The organism is Trinickia sp. HAY1-2D (assembly GCF_056754935.1).
On record NZ_JBPGWX010000002.1, the window covers coordinates 1,208,394 to 1,225,439 of the forward strand.

The 17,046-nt window shown below is 63.3% G+C and carries 13 protein-coding genes and 3 tRNA genes; 10 read left to right on the top strand and 6 right to left on the bottom strand.

Annotated features, from left to right (window positions below; translation table 11 throughout):
• Nucleotides 1–117: 117 nt before the first annotated feature.
• Both ACR9ZC_RS12600 and ACR9ZC_RS12605 read right to left on the bottom strand, forming a co-directional pair.
• Nucleotides 118–636 carry a disulfide bond formation protein B gene (locus tag ACR9ZC_RS12600; RefSeq protein WP_481580527.1) on the bottom strand — a complete coding sequence of 173 codons (519 nt, stop codon included), beginning with the start codon at nucleotides 634–636 and terminating at the stop codon, nucleotides 118–120.
• Nucleotides 637–735: 99 nt separating this feature from the next.
• The gene (locus ACR9ZC_RS12605; RefSeq protein WP_481580528.1) at nucleotides 736–2,115 is read right to left on the bottom strand and encodes an amidase; all 1,380 of its coding nucleotides are present in this window, start codon (nucleotides 2,113–2,115) and stop codon (nucleotides 736–738) included.
• Nucleotides 2,116–2,353: 238 nt separating this feature from the next.
• On the opposite strand from ACR9ZC_RS12605, the gene ACR9ZC_RS12610 reads away from it, so the two are divergent.
• From ACR9ZC_RS12610 to ACR9ZC_RS12645, 8 genes are all read left to right on the top strand, one after another.
• On the top strand, nucleotides 2,354–3,706 hold the full coding sequence (locus ACR9ZC_RS12610) for a gamma-glutamyl-gamma-aminobutyrate hydrolase family protein (RefSeq protein WP_481580529.1): 1,353 nt from the start codon (nucleotides 2,354–2,356) through the stop codon (nucleotides 3,704–3,706).
• A 139-nt stretch (nucleotides 3,707–3,845) separates the two neighbouring features.
• Nucleotides 3,846–3,921 (top strand) — tRNA-Gly (locus tag ACR9ZC_RS12615).
• Between the two features lie 61 nt (nucleotides 3,922–3,982).
• A tRNA-Gly gene (locus ACR9ZC_RS12620) sits at nucleotides 3,983–4,058 on the top strand.
• A gap of 94 nt (nucleotides 4,059–4,152) precedes the next feature.
• Nucleotides 4,153–4,226, top strand: a tRNA-Cys gene (locus ACR9ZC_RS12625).
• 342 nt (nucleotides 4,227–4,568) lie between these two features.
• Complete coding sequence (asnB, locus tag ACR9ZC_RS12630; RefSeq protein ID WP_481580530.1) at nucleotides 4,569–6,533, top strand: asparagine synthase (glutamine-hydrolyzing); 1,965 nt, start codon at nucleotides 4,569–4,571, stop codon at nucleotides 6,531–6,533.
• A 506-nt stretch (nucleotides 6,534–7,039) separates the two neighbouring features.
• On the top strand, nucleotides 7,040–7,534 hold the full coding sequence (locus ACR9ZC_RS12635; protein WP_481580531.1) for a NucA/NucB deoxyribonuclease domain-containing protein: 495 nt from the start codon (nucleotides 7,040–7,042) through the stop codon (nucleotides 7,532–7,534).
• 19 nt (nucleotides 7,535–7,553) lie between these two features.
• A complete protein-coding gene (locus tag ACR9ZC_RS12640) occupies nucleotides 7,554–9,608 on the top strand; it encodes an SMI1/KNR4 family protein (protein ID WP_481582659.1) in 2,055 nt (684 codons plus the stop codon).
• Nucleotides 9,609–9,738: 130 nt separating this feature from the next.
• On the top strand, nucleotides 9,739–10,215 hold the full coding sequence (locus ACR9ZC_RS12645; protein ID WP_481580532.1) for a GNAT family N-acetyltransferase: 477 nt from the start codon (nucleotides 9,739–9,741) through the stop codon (nucleotides 10,213–10,215).
• Here ACR9ZC_RS12645 and ACR9ZC_RS12650 read toward each other — a convergent pair.
• Genes ACR9ZC_RS12650 through ACR9ZC_RS12660 form a run of 3 tightly spaced genes read right to left on the bottom strand, consistent with a single transcriptional unit; the run spans nucleotide 10,212 to nucleotide 12,310 of the window.
• On the bottom strand, nucleotides 10,212–11,093 hold the full coding sequence (locus ACR9ZC_RS12650; protein WP_481580533.1) for a cytochrome c oxidase assembly protein: 882 nt from the start codon (nucleotides 11,091–11,093) through the stop codon (nucleotides 10,212–10,214). The two genes, ACR9ZC_RS12645 and ACR9ZC_RS12650, sit on opposite strands and share 4 nt — an antisense overlap.
• 31 nt (nucleotides 11,094–11,124) lie before the next feature.
• On the bottom strand, nucleotides 11,125–11,595 hold the full coding sequence (locus tag ACR9ZC_RS12655) for a copper chaperone PCu(A)C (protein WP_173260757.1): 471 nt from the start codon (nucleotides 11,593–11,595) through the stop codon (nucleotides 11,125–11,127).
• Between the two features lie 31 nt (nucleotides 11,596–11,626).
• Nucleotides 11,627–12,310 carry an SCO family protein gene (locus tag ACR9ZC_RS12660; RefSeq protein ID WP_481580534.1) on the bottom strand — a complete coding sequence of 228 codons (684 nt, stop codon included), beginning with the start codon at nucleotides 12,308–12,310 and terminating at the stop codon, nucleotides 11,627–11,629.
• A 310-nt stretch (nucleotides 12,311–12,620) separates the two neighbouring features.
• Between ACR9ZC_RS12660 and otsB the strand changes: the two genes are divergently transcribed.
• Nucleotides 12,621–13,373, top strand: coding sequence for a trehalose-phosphatase (gene otsB / locus ACR9ZC_RS12665; RefSeq protein ID WP_481580535.1), 753 nt, complete (start codon nucleotides 12,621–12,623; stop codon nucleotides 13,371–13,373).
• The gene (gene otsA / locus ACR9ZC_RS12670; protein ID WP_481580536.1) at nucleotides 13,370–14,812 is read left to right on the top strand and encodes an alpha,alpha-trehalose-phosphate synthase (UDP-forming); all 1,443 of its coding nucleotides are present in this window, start codon (nucleotides 13,370–13,372) and stop codon (nucleotides 14,810–14,812) included. The genes otsB and otsA overlap by 4 nt, the downstream gene beginning before the upstream one ends.
• A gap of 60 nt (nucleotides 14,813–14,872) precedes the next feature.
• On the opposite strand, the gene ACR9ZC_RS12675 is transcribed toward otsA, so the two are convergent.
• Entirely contained in the window at nucleotides 14,873–16,741 is a 1,869-nt protein-coding gene (locus tag ACR9ZC_RS12675) for an ABC transporter ATP-binding protein (protein WP_481580537.1), read from the bottom strand.
• Nucleotides 16,742–17,046 lie beyond the last annotated feature (305 nt).

The following is a 17,046-nucleotide window of genomic DNA, read 5'->3' on the forward strand; positions in this document are numbered from 1 at the left end:
AGCATAATTACGGCTCTACGATGCGCGGCACGCGTGCAAGTTGCAAGCCATCGCCATGTTGCACCGCGAAGACGGCGGGGGGCGTGAGCCGGCCGCGTGTGTCGGCGCGCTCAGCGCTCAGAGCGCATGCAGACGACCCTTGGCGCGCCGACGCCAGAGACTGGCGGCCACGGCGACGAACGTCAGCGCGAAGGCGACGAGCGCCCAGCCGGGCAGCAGAAGGCCGAGGATGGGGGGGTAGACCGTTTCGCACAGGCCCGCGACCTTGAACACGCTCGGCAGCCAATGGGCGGGCGGCAGGGCGTCGACGACGGGCTGCAGCGCATCGAATCCGCAGCTGAAGCCGGGATGGAGCTGGATGAAGAGGTGACGCACGGCGGTGCCGATGCCCGCCACGGCGACGACCGCTATCAGCGTTTCGAACACGCGAACGCCTTGCCAGCCGCCGCGCGTTGCGCCGGCGAACGCGAGAATTGCGATCAAGATGAAGAAATAGCGCTGAATGATGCAAAGCGGGCAGGGATCTTCGCCCTTCGCGAACTGCAGATAAAGCGCACCGCCGACGAGGCTCAGCGAGACGAGACCGAGCAGCACGAGTAGGCGGCGTTCGCGGCGCAGGGACAGGAGGTCGTTCATGAAGCGTGGGCTCCGAGGGGCAAATCGCTGCATTTTAGTGTGATTTGCCGCAGCCAGTGACATCGAGCGTGCGTGACGATCCGCACGCCCTGAACCGGCTCAGCGAATCGAGTCGAGCACGCGTTCGACCGCGAGTGCCACGCCGAGGAGCGCGTCGTCGCGATGCGGTCCCGCGGCGAGCATCAGCCCCACGGGCGCGTCCCCGCGTGCGTGGCACGGCAGCGAAACGGCGCAGGCGTCCAGGACGTTGAACGTGCTCGGGTTACGCAGTACCAGCGCGTTGATGCGCGCATACGTTGCATCGTCGCGATCGCAGTCTGCGACACGGGGCGGCGCGATGGGCACAGTCGGCGCGACGATCGCATCGAAGTGCTGCCAAAGGGTTTCTTCCGCGGCTTTCATGAGCGCTGCGCGCTCGGCGATGAGATCGAGGTAATCCGTCGCCCGTGCGCTTTCCCCTTTGAGTATCCGCGCGAGCACGCGCGGATCGTAGCGCTCGCGCTGCGTGGCGATGTGCCCGCGATGCCAGGCGTAGGCCTCCATCGCCGAAAAGCCGAAACGGTTGATCTCGGGCAGGCGCTCGAGCGGTGCGAAATGGACATCGGAGAGGATCGCGCCGGCCGCTTCCAGGTGCTTGAGCGCTGTGTCGAGCGCTCGAGCGACGCTCGGCTCGACATCGTCGGTGACGTAGTGGGTCAGCACCCCGAGACGCGCGCCTTCGAGCGGGCGCCGAGCGGGAACGCGCGGCTCGAGGCCGGCGAGGATGCGATCGACGAGCGCACAGCAGGCCACGGATACGCCTATCGGCCCGAACGAATCGAGCGTGGTGGATAACGGTACGGCACCTTCGCGCGGAATACGGCTTGCGGTCGGCTTGAACCCGGTCAGACCGCAAAATGCGGCCGGGATGCGGATCGAGCCGCCGGTGTCCGTGCTGAGCGCGACGGCGGCCATGCCGTCGGCGACCGACGCCCCTGCGCCCGACGACGAGCCGCCCGCGACGCGGGCCTCGCCCGGCTCGCCCCGACGGTACGGCGAAAGCGGCGTGCCGTAGTGCGGATTGAGGCCCAAGCCCGAAAACGCGAATTCGGACATGTTCGTGCGGCCGATGAGCACGGCGCCGGCGTTGCGCAAACGCGCCACGACGGGAGCGTCGGCTCGAGCCGGCGGCGCGTCGGCCAGCACGCGGGAGCTCGCGCGCGTGACCTGGCCCTTCACGTCGAACAGATCCTTGATCGATACCGGGATGCCCGCGAGCGGGGACAGTACGGTCCCCGCGGCCCGCAGGCGATCGTGCGCGTCCGCGGCGGCACGTGCCGCTTCGGCATCCGCCTGCATGAAGACGGTCGAGCCTTGACCCGCCGGATCGCCAATGCGCTCGAGCGCGGTTTCGACGAGCACGCGGCTCGTCGTTTTACCGGTGGAAAGATCGTCGGCGAGGCGGGCGAGCGGAGGGAAGGGAGCGAATTCGGTGGCCATGGGGTGACGGTGTCGAGTCGGATAGGGGCATAGCGCACAGCATGCTGTAGGCATTGTAGCGGTGGCATGCGGCATGCGCAGGCAGGCGAGCCTGAGCGAAACAACCGGGTCGCACGGCGGGCGTCGCGGGGCCGCCGGCCCGCATCGATCCGCCACGATTGCCGCGGCTTTGCGCGGTGGCGGATAATGGGTGCTCTTTCATCGCTGTGCGTGCGACGCGCGCCCCTGTCCCATCGTCATGAGCGAAAAAACGCCACCGAACGCCGGCCACGCCGGTCCAGACACTCCAGTCCACTCCTCCAGCGATTCTTTTGCCGCACCGCATACGGCCGAGCCGTCGGGCACGACGGCGGGAGCGGCGTCCCCGGGCGGACCCGACGCACCGCCGCCGGCCCCGGCCCCGGCCCCGGCCGGCGGCGCGGGAGCGAGCGGTACCGCTGCCGAAGCAGCGGCGCGTGCGTCGACCGATACGCCCGGGAGTGCTTCGACGGTGGCCGTTACCCCCGAAGCGGCGCCCCCGCAATCGGGCGCGGCGGCTGAAGCCGCCGAAGCGCGGGCGTCGGCGGCGCGCGAGACGTCGGCACAGGAGAGCGCCGCGCACGAGGCTGAACGATCGCCGGGAGGAGGGGCGCCGCCGCCGGGATTCGGTGCGCCGCCCGACTTCGATGTCCCGCGCCCGCCGCCCCCGGGCGCCGCCGGGACCGTGTCCAGACCTGCCTATCTGAAGTACAACAACTCGGCATGGACCGTCTTCGGACGGACGATCGCGGCGCGCGCCCGACTCTTTTTCGACCGGGCGGGGCAGCGGATCACCCAACGCACGCTGCGCATCGGCGTGTCGGCACGGATCTTTCACCCCGAGCCGGGGGCGATCGGGTTGCGGGGCAAAACGCTGCAATATCTCGAGGAATCGGTGGCGCACTGGGTGATGTCGCGCGATGTGATGGTCTTCATGATTCCGACGGTCGGCCATCAAGGCATGCTTCATCCGAGCAACATCCGCCTGCGCGATTACGCCAAGCATCTCGACGGCCTGTTGCTGCAGGGCGGCGCCGATGTCTCGCCGCAGACGTATGCCGCCACGGAAACATTGGCCGAATGGCCGGGCGATCGCGTGCGCGACATGTACGAGCTCGAACTGCTGCACGAATTCATCGAATCGGGCAAGCCGGTGCTCGGAATTTGCCGCGGGTGCCAACTCATCAATGTCGCGTTTGGCGGCTCGCTCTATCAGGACATCGCGACCGAAGTGCCGACAGCGGGCGTCCATGTCAATGAGCGTTACGATCAGCATCGGCACTCGGTCAGGTTCCCGGATGGCTCGACCCTGGTCAATATGTTCCCGGGGCGCCGCGAGGCGCTGGTCAATTCGATCCACCATCAGGCCGTGAAGACGCTGGGCCGCGACTTGAACGTGGAGGCGGTCTCGGCTGGGGACGGGCTGATCGAGGCGGTGCGGTATCGGCGGGCGCCGTTCGTGATGGGCGTGCAATGGCACCCCGAATTCCATCGCGCGGGCGGCCCGGAGCTGCTCGATTGCACGCCGCTGCTCGACAGCTTTTTGCGCGCGGCGCGCGAGACGCGTCTGTGAGCCGCATGCGGTGCCGCGGCGGCGACAAAGGTGTTGACACGATTCAGCAGGTTATACATAATCTCGCTTCTCCGGTGACAAGCCTTTGAGCGCGACGCGCTGAGCCAGGCGAGTCGATCGTCAGCCGGGGAGGCGCACTGCGGGAGTAGCTCAGTTGGTAGAGCGCAACCTTGCCAAGGTTGAGGTCGCGAGTTCGAGACTCGTCTCCCGCTCCAGTTTGCAAAGACGTTGCGGTACGCAGTGGGTTGCGGGTCAGCGTCGAGTATGTCGGTCAAAGCGGGAGTAGCTCAGTTGGTAGAGCGCAACCTTGCCAAGGTTGAGGTCGCGAGTTCGAGACTCGTCTCCCGCTCCAGGTGGACAGGGAAGCTGAGCTTCCCTTTTTGTTTGGATCACTCGTGAATCGTTGTGCTCCCCGAGGGTGGCGACGGTTCGGAGAAATCGCTTAAGGCGCGATAGCAAAGCGGTTATGCAGCGGCCTGCAAAGCCGTGTAGGCCGGTTCGACTCCGGCTCGCGCCTCCAAATATCGAAGCCCTGACGGTCTGCCCGTTGGGGCTTTTTTGTTGGCAATTCCGCAGCATCTCCCTAATTCCTTCCATCGCGCTTTACGCAGACAAAAGCACCTGGATGCGGATATCCAATTTTCTTTTTTTAATCAATTTTTTCGGCGTCGCTGCGGCAATAATCCGTGCTCGCGCGGCGTGATCCCGTTTGCATTAGCGCCGAGCGCCGTTGGAAGCGTGGAAAAAGCGGTTCTTCTGTCGCGGATTATTCGCGATTATTTTCTCCGTAAGATGGGTCGTCGAACAGGCGCATGTCCCATGAGGCAAGCGCCCTGCCCGACCACTCGAACGGATTGCGGATATGTGCGGAATTGCGGGCTTCTGGACCCGAACGGCGTCCGAGCACGAGACGGCCCAAGCAATACTTTCCCGGATGACGGATAGCGTCGCGCATCGCGGCCCCGACGATGCCGGTGCCTGGTTCGATCCGGCCGCCGGCCTCGCGCTCGGTCATCGCCGGTTGTCGATCGTCGATCTGTCGGAGCATGGGCGGCAGCCGATGGTCTCGGAATGTGGCCGTTACGTCATGACTTTCAATGGCGAAATCTACAACTGCCTGGCGTTGCGCCGGGACCTCGAGGCCGAGGGGCGTGCGCCCGCCTGGCGCGGGCACTCCGACACCGAAATTCTGCTGGCGGCCTTCGTTGCCTGGGGTGTCGACCGGACGCTCGAGCGGGCGGTCGGCATGTTCGCGCTTGCGCTGTGGAATCGTCAATCGCGCGTGCTCACGCTGGCCCGCGACCGCATCGGCGAAAAGCCGCTTTATTACGCGAGGGTCGGCGACGGTATCGTGTTCGCCTCCGAACTCAAGGCGCTACGGACTTATCCCGGCTTCGACGCCCGCGCGATCGATCGCGATGCGCTTTGCCTCTATTTGCGTTACGCATGCGTGCCGGCGCCGCACACGATTTACGAGAATGTGCGCAAGTTGCCGGCCGGCAGCTATGTCCAGCTCGAACTGCCGGAGGTCTGGCCGGCGCCGCGGCGCTACTGGACGCTCGAACAGGTGATCGGCCGAGGCCGGGCCTATCCGTTCGAAGGCAGTCCCGAAGCCGCCGTCGACGAGCTCGACCGATTGTTGCGCGACGCGGTGCATGGCCAGATGATGGCGGACGCGCCGCTCGGAGCGTTCCTGTCGGGCGGGGTCGATTCGTCGGCCATCGTTGCGCTGATGCAGGCGCAGTCCGCCAAGCCGGTGCGCACGTTTACGGTCGGCTTCGATGATGCGACCTACGACGAAGCCGTTCATGCGAAAGCGGTTGCACGTCATCTCGGCACGGAGCACACGGAGATCGTCGTGACGGCTGCCCGAGCGCTGGAACTCGTGCCCAAGTTGCCGACGATATACGACGAACCGTTTGCGGATGCCTCGCAGATTCCTACTTACGTGGTGGCGCAGACCACGCGCGAGCATGTGAAGGTTGCGCTCTCGGGCGACGGCGGCGACGAACTATTCGGCGGTTACACGCGTTATTTCCTGACGCCGCGCCTCTGGAGCCGCCTGCGGCGCGTGCCGTCCGGCATGCGCAAACGGATCGCATCGGCGCTTTATTCGCTTCGGCCCGATCATGCGGATCAGTTCGCGGCGCTGTTTCAGGGCGCCTGGTCCCCGGGTGCGCGAGACGGGACGCGCATCGGCGAGCGTCTGCACAAGCTCGCGAACGTGATGGGCGCACAAAGCAGGACCGATCTTTATCGGCTTCTGTTGTCGTCGGTTCATCATCCCGAACGCCTTGCCCTCTCGGGGCGCGAGCTGCCGACGCGTGTCGATACGCCCGAGGCATGGTCCGTCGATCTGGAATTTGCCGAGCAGGTGATGGCGGTCGATGCGCTCACTTATCTGCCCGATGACATTCTGGCGAAGGTGGATCGTGCGGCAATGGCGGTGAGCCTCGAGACGCGCATGCCGTTTCTCGACCATCGCGTCGTCGGGTTCGTCTGGAGCCTTCCGCTTTCGATGCGCATACCCGAAGACAAGCCGAAATGGCTGCTGCGCCAGTTGCTGTACCGCTATGTGCCGCGCGAGATCATCGATCGGCCGAAGCAGGGTTTTTGCGCGCCTGTAGGCGAATGGTTGCGCGGTTCGTTGCGCGACTGGGCGCAGGCGCTGCTCGATCCCGCGCGATTGCGTGACGAAGGGTTTCTCGATGCGACGCGTGTGGACCGGATGTGGCAGCAGCATTTGAGCGGGCGGATGAATTGGCAGCATCCGCTTTGGACCGTGCTGATGTTTCAGGCGTGGCTCGATGCGCAGAAGAATGGGTGAAAACGCATGGATTGTATCGATTAAGGTTTTCCCCTGGCCGGCGTAATTCCAATTCGCTAGTCGACTAACCCGAAGCCCCGACGGTGACGTAGGGGCTTTTTGATTTTTTGGGCGTCCTTTTACTCGCCGATATGCCTGTTGCATGCGGTTGCTTCGCTTGGTCCGAATGTGAGATCGGTCGAAGTGGCAGGCAGGTAACGCGGACTACCGTCCTCTCCTTGCGTGGCATCCGCTGCGCATCCACAGTGAGAGGAGAGGGCCGTGGGAAAGTCAGTCTTGTGTCGTTGGTTGATAGTGGGATGGTTGTTGTCGTGCGGTGCATCGGGAGCGTATGCGCAGACAGAGGGCGCGGATACTTTTATCGCGTTGTGAAGTCTGGAGAGTCATTCGAGGACGGACCGAGTGCGGTGACCGTTGGCCTGGGATACGTCCCGACGATTCGATGCGATGTCGGTCTTGCCAAGACGGGTACGCAAGGGTGCGTATACCCAGAGGCACCGGCGATCATGACATCGGTCAAGACGGACAACCCCGACGTGGATGAGTCCGCGCTCCATATCAAGGAGGCGCAAGCTGCCGGCCGACCGGGAAGATATGTATCGCCCTCGGACGGAAGCATTAAGCCGGCATTCGGCTCCGCTGAGTTGACGCGTTTGAGAAATGAGCAAGCGCGGAAGAACAATAGAGCGGTTTCGAAGACTCAATGTATTGCTCAATACGGCAAGGTGAACGGGCTGTGCGATTTTACGGGCGATCCCGATGAAACGCCGACGAACTGCGATTGTGATGAATACCCCTTTGCCGCGACGAACCAAGGAGCCGACGGAAACGAGTTCTCGGTGAAACGGATCGATGCTAGTGACAACCGCCGGGCTGGAGCACTGTTTGGATGCTTTCTTGCATCCCAACGAGTGCTGGATGGCGAGAAGTTTTATATAGACGTTGAGCCTCAGGGAACGAAGGGTACTGCGCCGGACGAGTGTGACATCCACAACAAATAGGGAGTACACGAGGCTGATCATGGCAGACCATTCATCATTTCCAGCGTGGCTTGGGCTCGTTTACGAGGGGTGCCGGCGAGCGATTCCGCGGGGGCTGCAAGCGGAGACCATCGCAATCGAAGAGGCGTGTCTGCGGGTGACCGCTGAGCCGGTGACAGCGCCCGAGGACGTACCTCGATGGCCGGTCGCATCGTGCCGCGGATACGCGATGCGTGCTAGCGACGGAAGTGCGGCGACACTGCGGCGCCCCGTTGTCTTTGAGCTCGATCAGGCGCACGGGAGGCTTGAGCGACGGGTCGACAGACCGGTAGTCCGTTCGCTCTTACCCAACGAGGTTATCGAAGTCCACGCCCATAGCCCGTTGCCAAAAAACGCCGATACGGTTGTTTCGATCGAAGAGAACAAGCCTCCCACCGGTAGAGGCTTTCGCCAGGTTTGGCTGAGAGAACCTCCGTCTGCGGGGGCGCATATCCGTGCGCGCGGCAGCGAATTTGCAGCGGGCACTACCTTGCTTGGAAAAGGGCAGCGAATCACGGCGGAGCGTCAGGCACTCCTGATAGCGGCGGGAGTCCGCACGATCAAAGTTGCGAAGCGTCCGCGCATCGGTGTCGTGGTATCGAGCTATGAGCGCTGTGCGCCCGACGCAGCGCGCGAGTGCTGGCAAATTCCCGACTCATGCGGCCCATACGTGCGTTCGTTGCTCAAACAATGGGGCCACGATGTACCGGCGATCGAATTTATTGCGCCTCCTCAGAGGCCGAATCGGCATAGTGGCCCCACGAGGGAAGCGGAACTCGCGTATCAACAGCGCATCAGGGAACTCGCGGCGCGGTATGACCTCATCATCGGCAGTGGCCTGCTCGGAGTCGAGCCATACGCCCGCATTGGGCTAAACGATCTGCAGATGTTCGGAGGTTGGCCCGATAATAAACTCGATCTCAAGCAGATTCGAGGGGAAACCGTCAATTTTGCACTCAGCGACGAGCGCTCTCCCAAGTGGACCGAGATGGTTGACCTTTGGAACGAGGCCGGCCGACTCGTGGGACGCTGCGGCATTGGCCATGTTGATCGAGCCACGCTCGTCAACCTGCCGGGCCAGCCTGGCACGGTTGCCATGCTGATGCACACAGTGGTGCGGCGCATTCTCGATCTGTACGAGTTTGTCGAAGTTTTTCCCTACAAATTCGTCGAATCCGCTGGCCCGCATTGGGAAATCGGTGAACTGGCTCGTGATGTCGAACGCGATCGGAAACTGAACGCGATGCTATGGGCGCGCATTGTTTGGGGCCCACGTGGCGAGCCGCTGATCGATCCGCTTTCCGATCAACGGCCTCACCTCATTACACCGTTTATCGAAGCCGAAACCATCGCGGCGATCCCTGCAGGCGCGACGCGCCTTCTCGCAGGTAGTCGCATTCATTTTCTCCGGCTCGATGCCACGCGGCAGCCGGGTCAAGCCAATCGTGCGTTGCCCTCTCTAATCGAAGAGCCGCTACCCAAACAGGAGGAAAAGCAAGTGGAACTACAAATCGTAAGTCCGTCCTTGACGGTTTCCGAGTCCTGGTCTCGCCTGGATCCGTGGCTTGCGGACCACCCCGAAGAGATTCCGGGCGGGTTGAACGCCGGAGCAGGCGACGAGGACATACGGTCGCTCGAAGCAGCACTCGACATCGAGCTGCCGGAGGACTTTATCGAGAGCCTCAAAATCCATAATGGACAACCGGGGATCGCCGGCGATTTCTTCGACGGCGATAGTCTGCTATCCGGCCGGGACATCCTGAACGCATGGAAGGTTTGGCACAAGCTCGTCGTGAGCGGTGACTTTGAGGATTGCAGTGCCGAGCCGGACGATGGCATCAAAGACGATTGGTACAACCTCAAATGGATTCCGTTTACGTCGAATGGTGCGGGAGACCATCTGTGTCTCGATTTCGATCCGGCGGAGGGTGGCACTGTGGGACAAGTCATCCGGGTCTGGCACGACGATGACCAGCGAACGCTAGTCGCTCGGAGCTTCCGCGAGTGGCTTCACCGTTTCGTAGTCGAGTATACGGACGACGAGCCCGAAGATTGACCTCGAAAGGCGGCGGTGGGCCGCGCCTGTATTGCGCTGGCGAATCCGCCCGCCTGCCGGGGTAGCTTTCGGTCGCGGCTCACCGGATAATCGCGAATTACCGAAGACGAATTACAGCGATTGCCACCCCATGACCGCTCGATCCCCTACGACGCTGGAAGCCCTCGAATGGCGTTGGAAGTTTTTCTCTGACCTCACGCCGGCGGAAGTCTATGACTTTCTCGCCGCGCGCAACGAAGTTTTCGTCGTCGAGCAAAACTGTGTCTATGGCGATGTCGACGGCCTCGACAAAGAGGCCTGGCATTTGCTCGCCTACGCGGCCAACGGCGAGCTGGCCGGCTACCTTCGCGTATTGCTGCCCGACGAAAACGAACCCGATGTCCGCATCGGCCGCGTGCTGACCACGGCGGGATTTCGCGGCATCGGACTCGGCAGTGCCATGCTCGAACGGGTACGAACGCATATCACCGCGCAGTGGCCCGGTATCGCCATCAGCCTTCATGCACAGGCGCATCTGCAAGCCTTTTACGGTGCCTTCGGTTTTAAACCGTCATCGGATATCCACGATGAAGACGGCATCCCTCACATCTGGATGCGTTCCGCCTAGCCTCCGGGCTCAAAGCGGGGCACACTCCGCGGTGTCGGCTTCACATGCCCACGTGCGCGCTCTTCGATGAGCCGCGCGCGGGCCGACAACCGCATCCAATGGCGCAGCGCGATCAACGCGCCGAACACGCTCATCATCGAACCCGGGATCCAGAGTAGCAGGCCGCCGATCTGTTGATCGCGGATTGGGCTCAACCATGTGAATGCGCGGCCGCAAATCGAGTAAATCGGATATAGCTCATGCGGCGTGAAGAAGATGAGTGCGCCGAGCACGATTTGCGGCGGGATTGCCGCGATGACGATGATGAGGCGCCGTCCCGCGGCAAGGCGTGCGGGCGGCGCGGGCCGTGGATCGAGCACGAGCCACCAGAAGAGCAACCCGTCGATGACCATGCTCCAATTCATGATTCGGTAAAGCCGCCAGTCGAGCATGGCTTTGAAATGAATCGGCGAAAAGAGCCAGAAATAGATCAGCCCCACGAAGAGCACGACTGCGACAACCGGATGAAATACGGTATCGAGCACCGCGCGCATCGGCTTCGTGCTCATCGCTGGATTGACGAAGCGCTGACGCCAGCGAAACGGAATGCCCGCACGTAGTGCCGCGCCCGGATACGACCATGCAATGAAGAACGGCCCGAGGTGATGCAGCACGAGATGCTGCAACCGGTGCATGAAAAACTCATGCTCGAAGTAGTAGTCGAGCCGAGTATGCAGCGCGACATAGAGCGCAATGAGCCCGAACCAGAACGCGATGCGCCGCGCAACCGAAACGTGCGCGCGCCGTGCGCCACGCAAAAACAGTACCGCCGCACAGAGGATGGCGACCACGACCGTCGGCGACGGCTCCCAGGGTTCGAGCCAGTACAACAGATTCATCGTGTGCAGAGTTGGATGTCCGGCGTGCCGCTTACTGAGCCTGTCCAGGCGACTTCACGGCGAACGGTGTGTCGAGCGTCGTGCCGTCGGAGAACTTCATGCGCAAATGCACCGTATCGCCGGGCGCGATCTTGCGCTTGGCCTCCTCGAGCATGAAGTGATAGCCGCCCGGTGCGATCTTCAATACACCGTGTGCGGGAACGGTTGCTTTCTCGACCATTTCCATTTGCGACGTCGATCCGTTCGACACCGTCTGATGAAGCATGACGCTGCCGTAATCGGGGCTCGTCACGTGGTCCAGATCGAGGTCGACGGGTTTATCGCCGCTATTCGTCAGCGTCACATATCCGGCCGCCGGCAGCTTGTTCGGTAACCACCGCACCCAGGCGTTGGAGGCATGCACGGTTTCGGCTGCCTCCGCCCCCGTTGCAAGGGTGAAAGCGAGCGATATCCCCAAAGCGGCAGCGCGAATGGAACGCAGCGTTGTCGTTCGTCGGTTCATAGCCATTGAGCTCCTGAGCAGATCGGAAATATCAAGCATCGCCTTCCACGATGCGGCGCAGGTCGTGCGCGATCGCGTCCGGCGAGTCGTGGTCGGTGGCAAGCAGCCGGGCATGGCCTTGCGCATCGAAAATATAGACGGCCGAGCTGTGCGTGACCTCGTAATTGCCCTTCGGGTCGCGTTTCTCCATCTGGTAAGCGACACGATAGCGCCTTGCAAGCGATTCGATCTGTCGGTCGCTTCCTGTCAGACCGCGCGCGTGTTGCGCATCGAACGCGCCGACGTATTCGCGCAGCAACTGCGGCGTATCGCGGGCCGGATCGACGGAGATGAAAAGAATGCGGACCTGTCCGGCGTCCTTGGACGGAAGTTTGGCCAGGACCTGCATCAGACGCGCCATCGTCTCGGGGCAGACATCGGGGCAGTGCGTGTAACCGAAATAAACGAGTGTCGTCTGCCCCTTGAAGGCAGATGCGTCGATGGGCTTGCCGTCGTCGCCGGTCAGTGAGAATTGCAGATCGGGCAAGTGCCCGCTGACATTCGTCAACTGCCACGGCGCCCCGCGCTCGGAGCACGCCGCCATGAGCAGGGCAAGCATCGCGGTCGCCGCGAGCCGCACTACGCGACGCAGCGACCGATTCCGCGATTGCACGGGAGAAAGCGATGAGGGCTGTGCCTCTAAAGGCGAACCGGCGGCAGGGGAATGGGGCGGCATCCGAGGCTCGAGAAATGCAGGCGGGCGAAGGCCGAGCACCGTCGCAAGCGCGTTCGACGCAAGGCGGGAAGCGCCTGCGACTATAGCGCAAAAGCCGTGCCGCTGCAGGCGGCGAACCCGCGACGGGGCACGTCGAGACAATTTGTCGCAGAAAAATGCCGAGCCATCTGTTTCACCGAGCGGTCATCGAACGGACGCGTTGCCGGGCAGTCTTGCGACCCATTTTCTCGAAATCGCCGGCAAGGCGCGGTAAGATGCCTCTACTTTTCGGGTTCGGGCATCCCCCCGGGCCGCTTTACGAACTCTGCTGATGCAATCGTTACCGGCTTTCCTGTCTCCTGCCGAGACCGCGTTTTTCTTCGATTTCGACGGCACGCTCGTCGATCTCGCTTCCACGCCTGACGGCGTGATCGTTCCGCCCACGCTGCTCGACACGCTCGCCGAACTCCGGTACCTCTCGCGAGGCGCCGTGGCTGTTGTCTCGGGGCGGGGAATCGACAGTATCGACGGCTTTCTCGGCATGTTCGATTTGCCGGTGGCCGGGCTGCATGGCGCCGAACGGCGCGATGCGGCGGGCGACGTCATGCGCCTCGGCTTCGATGATGCACGCCTCGTGCGCATGGAGCGCGCGCTCGCGGAACTCGTGACCCTACATCCCGGCATGCTGCTCGAAATCAAGGGCGCGTCGCTTGCGCTGCACTACCGCAACGCGCCGCTTGCCGAGCCTGTCGCGCGTGAGGCAGCGGAGCGGCTCGTGGGCGAGCATGCCGATGCCTATGTCCTGCAGCCGGGCAAGATGGTCTACGAGATCAAGCCGAAGAACGTCGACAAAGGCCGTGCGCTCGCCGCGTTTCTCGACGAGCCGCCTTTCGCGGGGCGCATACCCCTGTTCGCCGGCGACGATCTCACCGACGAAAAAGGCTTCGCCGTCGTGAACGCGCGCGGCGGCCTGTCGATCAAGGTGGGCGAGGGCGACACGTCGGCGCGCGCGCGAATCGAGTCGGTCGACGCATTTCGGGCGTGGCTCGCTTCGCTGGTAGCAGCTTCACGCGGCAATTCATGAGTCGCCTGATCATCGTTTCGAACCGCGTCGCGCCGATTTCCGAGGGCGGCCCGGCCGCCGGCGGTCTCGCAGTCGGCGTCTACGACGCGCTCAAGGAGACCGGCGGCATGTGGTTCGGCTGGAGCGGCGAAGTGCTGTCGTCGGGGCAGCCGCAGATCCAGCTCGTCGAACACGGGCCCGTCACATTTGCCACCGTCGGGCTTGCAAGGCGCGATTACGATCAGTACTACCGCGGTTTTTCGAATGCGACGCTATGGCCCGCGTTCCACTATCGCGCGGACCTCGTGCATTACGATCGTCACGAGTTCGAAGGCTATCGGCGCGTGAATGCCTGGCTTGCGGGGCACCTCGTACCGCTGTTGCGCGACGACGATGTCATCTGGGTGCACGACTATCACCTGATTCCGTTCGCCGAAGCGTTGCGCGAGGCGGGCGTGAAGAACCGTATAGGTTTTTTTCTGCATATCCCGTTTCCCGCGGCGCAGGTCCTGCTTTCGGTGCCGCCTCATCGGGATCTCGTCAAAGCCCTGTGCGCATTCGATCTGCTCGGCTTTCAGACCCGGCCCGATCTGCGTGCGTTTTGCGACTACATCGTGCACGAAGCCGCAGGGCAGGTGGACGACACGGACGGCACACAACCGGCATCGATCCGCGCCTTCGGCCGGTCGCTGCGCGCGGCTGCGTATCCAATCGGCGTCTATCCCGATGAAATCGCGCAATTGGCGAAGGCTGGAGCGCGCGGCAAACCGGTGCGCACGATGAAAGCCACGCTGCACGATCGACAACTGATCATGAGCGTCGACCGTCTCGATTATTCGAAAGGTCTCGTCGAACGGTTTCGCGCATTCGAGCGCCTGCTCGATCGCTCGCCGGCATTTCGCAACCGGGTGTCGTTCGTGCAGATCGCCCCGCCGACGCGGGCCGATATGCACGCCTATCAGGACATTCGCCTGCGGCTCGAAGCGGAGTCGGGCCGAATCAACGGGCGTTTCGCGGAGTTCGATTGGACGCCGATCCGCTACATCCATCGGCAATACGAACGCCAGGTGCTCGCGGCGCTCTTTCGCCAGTCGCATGTCGGCTATGTGACGCCGCTGCGCGATGGGATGAATCTGGTGGCGAAGGAATACGTTTCGGCGCAAGACCCCGACGATCCGGGTGTGCTGGTTCTGTCGCAGTTCGCCGGCGCCGCGCAAGAGCTCACCGCCGCGCTGATCGTCAATCCGATCGATGTGGATGGAATGGCCGACGCGCTCGGCGAGGCGCTCGCCATGCCGCTCGCGGAGCGCCGTGCGCGCTATCGCGACATGATCGCCCAGTTGCGCGACAACAATGTCTCCATCTGGCGCGACAATTTTCTGCGCGATCTCAACCGGGGTGCGGCCGACAAGCCACGGGCCGTGCGAGCGCGAGCGGCGCGCAAAGCGGTGGTGGCCTGAACTGGGCCGGTAGCCGGCTCGCGTTCCTGTTCCGACTCAGCAGGCCGGCGCATCGATGCGCTATGCAACGTGCTCGCCGACTTTGCGTCCGCCCGGATGCAGCACCACGCCTTTGCCGTGCTGCTTCGCCAGCAGGTCGCGATAGATGCCGGGACGGTTGCGCAGTTCTTCGGGCGAGCCGTCGTCGATAACCTTGCCGGCACTCATCACGATGATCCGGTCGAAGTTCTGCAGCGTCGAAAGCCGGTGCGCGATCGCAATCACCGTGCGCCCGACCATGAGCCGGTCGAGGGCTTGTTGAATCGCTTCTTCGGAGGCACTGTCGAGTGCCGAAGTGGCTTCGTCGAGCAGCAGGATCGGTGCGTTTTTGAGGATGGCGCGTGCGATCGCAATCCGTTGCCGCTGACCGCCGGACAGCTTGACGCCGCGATCGCCGACGATCGTGTCGAAGCCGTCGGGCATCGCCTCGATGAAGTCGGTGCAGCGCGCTTCGCGCGCGGCCGCGCGGACTTCGTCGGGCGTGGCGTCGGGGCGACCGTAGGCAATGTTTTCGTAGACGGTTCTGTGAAACAGCGCAATGTCTTGCGGCACGAGTGCAATCGCATGACGCAGGCTTTCCTGCGTGACGGAACCGATGTCCTGCCCGTCGATCTCGATCGAACCGCCCTGTGTCTCGTAAAAGCGCTGCAATAGCGCGAGCACCGTCGATTTGCCGGCGCCCGACTTGCCGACCAACCCCACGCGCTGGCCTGCCGCGATATGCAGATCGAAGTGATCGAGAATCGGACGCCGCCGCGGGTAGGCGAACGTCACCCCTTCGAAGTCGACCCTGCCGCCGCTCGTGCGCAATGGCACCGCATCCTCTCGATCGGGCATGCCATGCGGCTCCAAAAGCGTTTTGACGGCTTCGGCCAGCCGCGCAATGTGCTGCGTCACGTCGACGAGCGCGACGGCCAGATCGCGCGTGCCGTGCAGAATCGTGAAACCGAGCGAACTCACGAGCACGATGTCGCCCGAGGTGGCGCGGCCCTGATTCCAGAGCCAAAGCGCCCAGCCGAGCAGGCCGGCCGAGAGCAGCGCGGTGACGCCCGCATGCAGGAGCCGCAGCCGTTCGAGGTAGAGCAACGATTCCTGACGGGCGGCCATTTCGGCTTGTACGGTGGCGCCGAAGCGTTTTTGCTCGCGCAGCGTCATACCGAAGGCTCTCACGAGGCCCATGTTGCCGATGACGTCGACGAGCTCGCCGTCGACTGCCGCGGCCTTGGCCGCGAACTGATGATGCCTCGATGAGCCGCGCCCCGCGAGCTTGAACAGCACGACGGACAGAATGGCCGAACAGAGCATCAGGCTGAGCGCCATGATCGGGTTGACGGTGACGATCATCACGATCGCACCGAGCACGGCGATGCAAGGAGGCAATACGTTCCACGCCATCGTGTTTTCGGACGTATAGACCGCGTTCGACGTCGCCGTGATGCGGCTCGCGAGCGTGCCGGGCTGCCGTTCGGCGTAGTAAGTGGGCGAATGGCCGCTCAGGTACTGGAACAGATCGCGCCGCAAGTCGCCGGTCACGTTCACGAACACATGCGCCGCGACCCAGCCGCCGATGCGCCAGAGCAGATTGTCGGCGGCAATCAGCCCCACGAGGATGGCGAATGCGCCCCACAGCGCCCCCGGGTGATTCCGGCCGGCCGCCAGCACGTCGATCAAATGTTTGATCGCATATTGCGAGGCGAGCGCGCAACTGACAGCCGCGAACACACTCGTCAGCACGATCGCGTGCGCGAACGGGTGACGGCGGATGTAACTCATCAGGAAGGCGAGGGGCCGATCCGCGTAGCTCGAAAGCTTCGCATCGCGGGCGTTACGCTCGGCGACGGTCAAATGTTCCAATTGTTCGTGCGGTGTACGCAAAACGGATGAAGTCATGAAAAGGATAGTCTGCGGATGGCGCACCGCGAGCCAATATCGAGATGGTTTGGCAAGCCGCCATTGTAAACATCCGCGTAATCATGGGTGGTTCGGACGGGCGCCTCGATGCAAGCGTTGGATGAGCACAACGCACAACGAGGCGTTGCACGGCTCATGCCGGGCTTGTCGGGACCGCCACGTGCGGCGATGTCCGCTATGGAGACACGACTCAAACGGCGCCGGAATCAGTCAAGATTACCGGATCGCCGAGGGGCTGCCCGCTTCGCATGCAGCAGCGCGGGCCAATGCGGCGCGTGGACGAC